6 protein-coding genes are annotated in these 6,662 nt (G+C 63.6%); all 6 read left to right on the forward strand.

Going from position 1 to position 6,662, the window contains the following annotated elements; genetic code table 11:
- The first annotated feature begins 11 nt into the window (after positions 1-11).
- The 6 genes from ACPQ6D_RS11075 to ACPQ6D_RS11100 all read left to right on the forward strand — a co-directional run bounded on the left by ACPQ6D_RS11075 (position 12) and on the right by ACPQ6D_RS11100 (position 6,656).
- Entirely contained in the window at positions 12-992 is a 981-nt protein-coding gene (locus ACPQ6D_RS11075; RefSeq protein WP_423224386.1) for a DnaJ C-terminal domain-containing protein, read from the forward strand.
- Positions 993-1,189: 197 nt separating this feature from the next.
- On the forward strand, positions 1,190-3,667 hold the full coding sequence (lon, locus tag ACPQ6D_RS11080; protein ID WP_423224387.1) for an endopeptidase La: 2,478 nt from the start codon (positions 1,190-1,192) through the stop codon (positions 3,665-3,667).
- Between the two features lie 269 nt (positions 3,668-3,936).
- Positions 3,937-4,392 (forward strand): DinB family protein, encoded by a 456-nt coding sequence (locus ACPQ6D_RS11085; protein ID WP_423224388.1) that lies wholly within the window; start codon positions 3,937-3,939, stop codon positions 4,390-4,392.
- 49 nt (positions 4,393-4,441) lie between these two features.
- Positions 4,442-4,747, forward strand: coding sequence for a putative quinol monooxygenase (locus ACPQ6D_RS11090; protein ID WP_423224389.1), 306 nt, complete (start codon positions 4,442-4,444; stop codon positions 4,745-4,747).
- A 4-nt stretch (positions 4,748-4,751) separates the two neighbouring features.
- A complete protein-coding gene (locus ACPQ6D_RS11095; RefSeq protein WP_423224390.1) occupies positions 4,752-5,909 on the forward strand; it encodes an iron-containing alcohol dehydrogenase in 1,158 nt (385 codons plus the stop codon).
- Positions 5,910-6,023: 114 nt separating this feature from the next.
- A complete protein-coding gene (locus ACPQ6D_RS11100) occupies positions 6,024-6,656 on the forward strand; it encodes a hypothetical protein (protein WP_423224391.1) in 633 nt (210 codons plus the stop codon).
- Positions 6,657-6,662: the final 6 nt, after the last annotated feature.

Consider the following 6,662-nt stretch of genomic DNA (forward strand, 5'->3'; position numbering starts at 1 on the left):
GGAGGTGCGCCATGCAACCGAAAGATTACTATCAGATTTTGGGCGTGGAACGCAATGCCAACGAAAAAGAGATCAAGAAAGCGTATCGCAAACTGGCGCGCCAGCATCACCCGGACATGAACCCCGGCGACAAGGGCGCTGAAGGACGTTTCAAGGACCTCAACGAGGCCTATGAGGTGCTGTCAGATCCTGAGAAGCGCGCCAAGTACGATCAGTTTGGCGCGCAGTGGCAGCAATACCAGCAGTCTGGCGGCCGACCCGGCGGCTTCGATTGGTCGCAATGGGGCAGACCCGGTCAAGGCGGCGGCTACACGCAGGAAATCAACGCGGACGACCTTGAGCGCATGTTTGGCGGCGCGGGCAGCGCAGGTTTTTCTGATTTCTTCGAGTCGCTCTTTGGCGGCGTCGGACGGCGCAGCCGCGCCGCAGATCCGTTTGCGGGCGCGGGCCGCGCCCAAAGCCGTGTACGCCGCGGTCAGGACATCGAGCAGCCATTGGAGATCACCCTGGAGGAAGCCTTCAATGGCACGACGCGTTTGCTGCAGCGCGAGGATGGCAGCAGCGGCGAGGTCAGAATTCCCCGGGGAGTGCAGACCGGCTCGCGCGTACGCGTCAGCGGCGTGGGCGGGGCCGGCGCGGCCGGCGGCAGCGCAGGTGACCTCTATCTCAAAATCGAGGTCAAACCCCATCCGGTGTTCGAGCGCCGCGGCGATGATCTGTACGCCACGGCGCCGGTTGACCTCTACACGGCGATCCTGGGCGGCGATGTCCAGGTGCCGACGCTGACCGGCCCGGTGGCGCTGTCCATTCCGGCCGAGACGGCCAATGGCAAGACGATTCGCCTGCGCGGGCAGGGCATGCCCTTGATCAAGGGCGGCGATCAGCGCGGCGATTTGTACATCGAAGTGCAGGTGACAACGCCTCGCCATCTCAGCCCGCGTGAAGTGGAACTGTTCAAACAGTTGGCCGACCTGCGCAAGACCAGGGGCTAATCGTGACTGAGATTGAGACGAGTTCGGTGAGAAGGTCGTCAAAGAAGGTATTCATTGGGTAGTGAACGCGCTTTAACGCAAGGGTGCAAGGGCGCGGAGACGCCAATAGAAGGAATTTATGATCATTTGGCGACCTGGCGTCTCGGCGTTACGTAATTACTGATTGGAAACGAGTTTTGAGTTTAGGAGAGACGATAATGGCAAGTTTTATGCAACCTGACGATAGTAACGATCGCGTGGCCAGCATTCCGCGGGATCTCCCCATGCTGCCACTGCGCAATACCGTGGCCTATCCGTTTTCTGTTCTTCCCCTGGTGGTGGGGATTCCGCGCTCGGTCAAGTTGATCGAGGATGCCCTGCAGGGCAATCGCCTGATCGGCCTGGTTTCGATGAAGGACGGCTCGATCGAAGAGCCGCTGCCAGGCCAGGTCTACGAGATCGGCACCGTCGCCATGATTCACCGCGTGGTGCGCGCCCCGGACAACACCTTGCAGGTGGTGGTGCAGGGCCTGGAGCGTCTCAAAGTCGAATACTGGTTGGGCGCAGAGCCGTACCTGCGTGCGCATATCTCGCTGGCGCCTGACATCGTGCCGCAAGATGTGGAACTGGAGGCGTTGGAGCGCAGCCTGCGCGAACTGGCCCAGGAAGTGATTGCGCTTGCGCCCAATATGCCGGAGGACGCAGGCAAATTCCTGGATCAAGTGCAGGATCCACGCTACCTGGCCTACCTCATTTCGGCCAACTCGCGGCTGGAAGTGGCTGAAGGCCAGAAGATCCTGGAAATGGACAACGTCAAGGACAAGTTCCGCGCCTTGATGGTCCATCTGACGCGCGAAAAAGAAGTGTTGACGCTGGGTCAGAAGATTCAGAGCGAAGCCCGTGAGGAGATGGACAAAGCGCAGCGCGAGTATTACCTGCGCCAGCAGCTGCGCGCCATCCAGAAGGAACTGGGCGAAGCAGACGAGAGCCAGGTCGCAGCCGATGACTATCGCAAGAAGATCGAAGATGCCGGTTTGCCAGAAGAGGCCAAGAAAGAAGCCCTGCGCGAGCTCAAGCGCCTGGAAGGGATGCCGCCGCAGGCCGCCGAACATTCGGTCATCAAGACCTACCTCGACTGGCTGATCGAACTGCCGTGGAACAAGCTGAGCGAGGATCAGCTCGACATCGTCCACGCGCGCCAAGTGTTGGATGAGGATCATTATGACCTGCAAGAGGTCAAGGATCGGATCCTGGAATTCCTGGCCGTGCGCAAACTGGTGCAGGAGCGCGGCGTGCGCGCGGAGCCAGGCGAAGAGGAGAAGGTCAGCGAAGCCATGGGCGCCATCCTGTGCTTTGTGGGGCCGCCCGGCGTGGGCAAGACCAGCCTCGGCCAGAGCATCGCGCGCGCCCTGGGCCGCAAGTTCACACGCATGAGCCTGGGCGGCATGCGCGACGAGGCTGAAATTCGCGGCCATCGCCGCACGTATATCGGCGCGCTGCCCGGCCGCATCATCCAGGCCATCAAGCGCGCCAGTACGCGCAACCCGGTTTTCATGCTGGACGAAGTAGATAAGATCGGCAATGATTGGCGCGGCGATCCGAGCAGCGCGCTGCTGGAAGTGCTGGACCCGGCGCAGAATCATGCCTTCCGCGATCACTACCTGGATGTGGACTTTGATCTGAGCGACGTCATCTTCATCACCACGGCCAACACCCTGGAGACGATCCCGCCGCCGCTGCGCGACCGCATGGAAATCATCCAGCTCGATGGCTACACCGAGTATGAGAAGATCAAGATCGCGCAGGGCTTCCTGGTGCCCCGCCAGGTCAAGGCCAATGGTCTGCGTGAAGGCGAGGTGACGTTTAGCGAAGAGGCCCTGCGCAAGACGGTGCAGGACTACACACGTGAGGCTGGCGTGCGCAACCTGGAACGCCAGATCGGCACGATCTGCCGCAAGAGCGCGGTGAAAATTGCCGCGGGCGAGGTGCAAACCATCGCGGTGACGCCGGAGATCGTGCGCGAGTATCTGAAGCGCGAACGCTTCGAATCCGAGGCGAGCGAGGCCATCGAGATACCGGGCATCGCCACCGGCCTGGCCGTGACGGCCGTGGGCGGCGACATCCTCTTCATCGAGGCGACGCGCATGCGCGGCAAGGGTGGATTGACCCTGACTGGTCAATTGGGCGATGTGATGCGCGAGAGCGCGCAAATTGCCCACAGCTATGTCCGTTCCAAGGCGCAGGCGCTGGGGGTGAATGCGGACATCTTCGAACAAACCGATGTGCACATTCACGTGCCCGCGGGCGCGGTGCCCAAGGATGGCCCTTCGGCCGGCATCACGATGGTGACGGCCATGGCGAGCCTCTTCAGCGGCCGCCCGGTGCGCAGCGACGTGGGCATGACCGGCGAAGTGACGCTGCGCGGCCGCGTCCTGCCCATCGGCGGCGTTAAGATGAAGGTGCTGGCCGCGCACCGCGCCGGGCTGACCACGGTCATCCTGCCCAAGCGCAACGAGCGCGACCTGGAGGACCTGCCGGACGATGTGCGCCAGGCTATGACCTTTGTGCCGGTTGATCGGATTGACGAGGCGCTGGCTGTGGCCCTGCTGCCGGTGGAGATCAAGGAGCCGGAGGCGCTGGCCGCATCCAACGGGCGCCAGCGGATTGAGGAATTGGGAATGTTGAACGCGGAATAGCGCAGAGTGCAAAGCGCAAAGCGCAGATATAAGAAGCGTGGTGCGGTGAGTAGGTGAGAATGGGAGAGGACGGGGCTTTGGGTCTCGTCCTCTTTTTCTTTGTGCGGCGGTTGATGTCAGACGATGCCCTGGATTTCTTGGCGTCTTGGCGACCTGGCGTTTATTTCCTGCCTTCGACTGGAGAGGCGACCATTGCGAAACTTGACGGAAGCGTGCTACAATTCGGCGCAAGCCCCATGCAGACTGATTGATGGATGAATGGAGAGCAAATGACACACGAGGAGATCTTGGCACAAGAAGCAGCCGCGTGGCAGGCGCTGATGGCGGCGGTGGAGGGGTTGAGCGACGCGCACTGGCTGACGCCAGGCGCGGCCGGGGAATGGACGCTGAAGAACGTGGCCGCGCACCTCTGCTCCTGGCAGGAGGAGACGCTGACCGTGCTGCCGGACATGGCGCGCCAGATCGTTGCCGGGGTCAAAGAGCCGCGGCGCTATGACATCGACGCGTGGAACGCGGCGCAGTACGCGCAGCGCCAGGAACAGCCGCTGGCCGAGGTGCGCGAAAAATTGATGACCACGCGCGCGGCGCTGCTGGCGATGATTCAGCGAATTCCGGCCGAATGGCTGGCGAACTACAGATTCGTGCGTAACTGGATCGCCGCCGTGACCTACGAGCACTATGCTGAACACACTGAGATGATTCACGCCTGGCGCGCTGATTTGTAAATTACGGCGAAGACGCCAAGAACGCCAAGAAGAAAAGGAGAACCGTACGATGCTGATTGTGCATGTCAATGTCCAGGTCAAACCAGAGTTCGTGGAGGCTTTCAAGGCCGCGACGCTGGCCAACGCCAGCGCCAGTGTGCAGGAGGCGGGGATTGCGCGCTTCGATGTGCTGCAAAGCCAGGATGACGCCGCGCATTTTCTGCTGGTCGAGGTGTATCGCACGGCCGATGCGCCGGCGCGCCACAAGGAAACTGCACATTACGCCGCCTGGCGCGACGCCGTGGCGCCGATGATGGCCGCGCCGCGCAGCAGTGTCAAGTACCATAACGTGTTTCCCGCGGATGCCGGCTGGTAGGCCCATGCGTTTTGAATTTGCCACCGCCACGCGCATCATCTTCGGTGCGGGAACCCTGCGCCAGCTTGGCCCGCTCGCCGCGGAGCTGGGACGCCGGGCGCTGCTGGTGACGGGCAGCCATCCGGGCCGCGCAGCCGGGTTGATCGGCCAGCTGTCCGCGGCGGGGATCACGGCCAGCCCCTTTGTTGTGCCCGGCGAGCCGACCACGGATTTGGCGCGCCAGGGCGTGCAGGCCGGCCGTGACGCGGACGCCGATCTGATCATCGCCTGCGGCGGCGGCAGCGCGCTCGACGCGGGCAAGGCCATCGCCGCGCTGCTCAGCAACGGCGGCGATCCGCTCGATTACCTGGAGGTCATCGGCGCGGGCCGGCCGTTGACGCAGCCGGCCGTGCCCTTCATCGCGATTCCCACCACGGCTGGCACTGGCAGCGAGGTCACGCGCAACGCGGTGCTCGGCTCGGCGGCGCACCGGATCAAAGTCAGCCTGCGCAGCCCGTTGATGCTGCCGCGGCTGGCGCTGGTAGACCCGGAGCTGACCTATGACCTGCCGCGGGCCGTCACCATCAGCACCGGGCTGGATGCGCTGACGCAGTTGATCGAGCCGTTCGTGTCGCACAAGGCCAACCCCATGACCGACGCCCTGTGCCGCGAGGGCATCGGCCGCGTGGCACGCGCCCTGCCGCGGGCCGCGGCCGATGGGCAAGACACCGCGGCGCGGGCGGACATGGCGCTGGGCGCTTTGTGGGGCGGCCTGGCCCTGGCCAACGCGGCGCTGGGCGCGGTGCACGGACTTGCCGGGCCATTGGGCGGCATGCTGCCGGACGCGCCGCACGGCGCGATCTGCGCGGCGCTGCTGCCGCACGTGATGGCGGTCAATGTCGCTGCGCTGCGCCAACGCCAGGTGGATGGCGCGGGCCTGGCGCGTTTCGACGAAACGGCGCGGCTGCTCACAGGCGACGCGGGCGCACGCGCCGCGGATGGCGCAGCCTGGCTGCACGATCTGTGCGCGGCGCTGGCCGCACCGGGGCTGGCGACGTTCGGCCTGAGCCGCGATCACTTTCCCGAGTTGATTGCAAAGGCCCAGGTCGCCAGCAGCATGAAGGGCAATCCCGTGGCCTTGACCGAAGATGAGCTGTTGGAAATAGTGGAGAGGGCGTTGTGATTTCTAGCCACGAATGACACGAATTCTCACGAATTGGTTTCGTATGAATTCGTGTTATTCGTGGCAAAAAGCTCTTGTGGTTGTCTACGGCGAATGTCACGAAAGGAAATACCGATGCCTGACATGTTCGATGCGTACCAGAAGGCTTTGACCCAACTGCGGACTGCGCTGGGCAGCGGGCATCCTGACTACGGGGATGCCTTGCTCTACGAGCAGCGACTGACTGAAAACATGCGCAGCGCGCGCCGCTTTGGCGATACAGAGAACCTGCGTGCGGAGCGGGCGCAGATCATAGATGGTCTCAACCGCCTGGCTTTGCAGAACCTGGGCCGCAGCTTCAACGAACTGGCGCCGCCGCCCAGCCCGCCGCCCGTTTCAGCGCGCCGCGAGGGCTATGACACGGTCGTGGTGCGCGCCCTGCTCAACCACGCGCTGTCGGACGAGGAACTGACGACCCTCTGCTTCGATCATTTCCGGCCGGTGTACGACGCATTCAGCGCGGGCATGGCGCGTACGGCGAAAATCCAACTCCTGTTGGAGTACGCGGAAAGACGGCAGCAGGTGGCGCGCTTGATCGAGTGCGTGGAAGAAATCAACCCCGCGCAGGTGGCGGTCTACCGCGGCCGGCTGCGCGCCGGGAGCGCGGAGACCCCGTCCAATGTGCGCATTGACACAGGGGGCGGCGCGGTGACCCAGGGCGATGTCAACACCGGCGGGGGCGATTTTGTGGGACGCGACCAACATTAGCAAGGT

Source organism: Candidatus Amarolinea aalborgensis (genome assembly GCF_900491745.1).
In the GTDB taxonomy this organism is placed as follows: domain Bacteria; phylum Chloroflexota; class Anaerolineae; order SSC4; family Amarolineaceae; genus Amarolinea; species Amarolinea aalborgensis.

Excerpts from the sequence above, each read along its gene's own strand:
- ACPQ6D_RS11095 (WP_423224390.1), top strand. The coding sequence starts at position 4,752 with ATGCGTTTTGAATTTGCCACCGCCACGCGCATCATCTTCGGTGCGGGA.
- ACPQ6D_RS11075 (WP_423224386.1), top strand. The coding sequence starts at position 12 with ATGCAACCGAAAGATTACTATCAGATTTTGGGCGTGGAACGCAATGCC.
- ACPQ6D_RS11085 (WP_423224388.1), top strand. The coding sequence starts at position 3,937 with ATGACACACGAGGAGATCTTGGCACAAGAAGCAGCCGCGTGGCAGGCG.
- ACPQ6D_RS11100 (WP_423224391.1), top strand. The coding sequence starts at position 6,024 with ATGCCTGACATGTTCGATGCGTACCAGAAGGCTTTGACCCAACTGCGG.
- lon (WP_423224387.1), top strand. The coding sequence starts at position 1,190 with ATGGCAAGTTTTATGCAACCTGACGATAGTAACGATCGCGTGGCCAGC.
- ACPQ6D_RS11090 (WP_423224389.1), top strand. The coding sequence starts at position 4,442 with ATGCTGATTGTGCATGTCAATGTCCAGGTCAAACCAGAGTTCGTGGAG.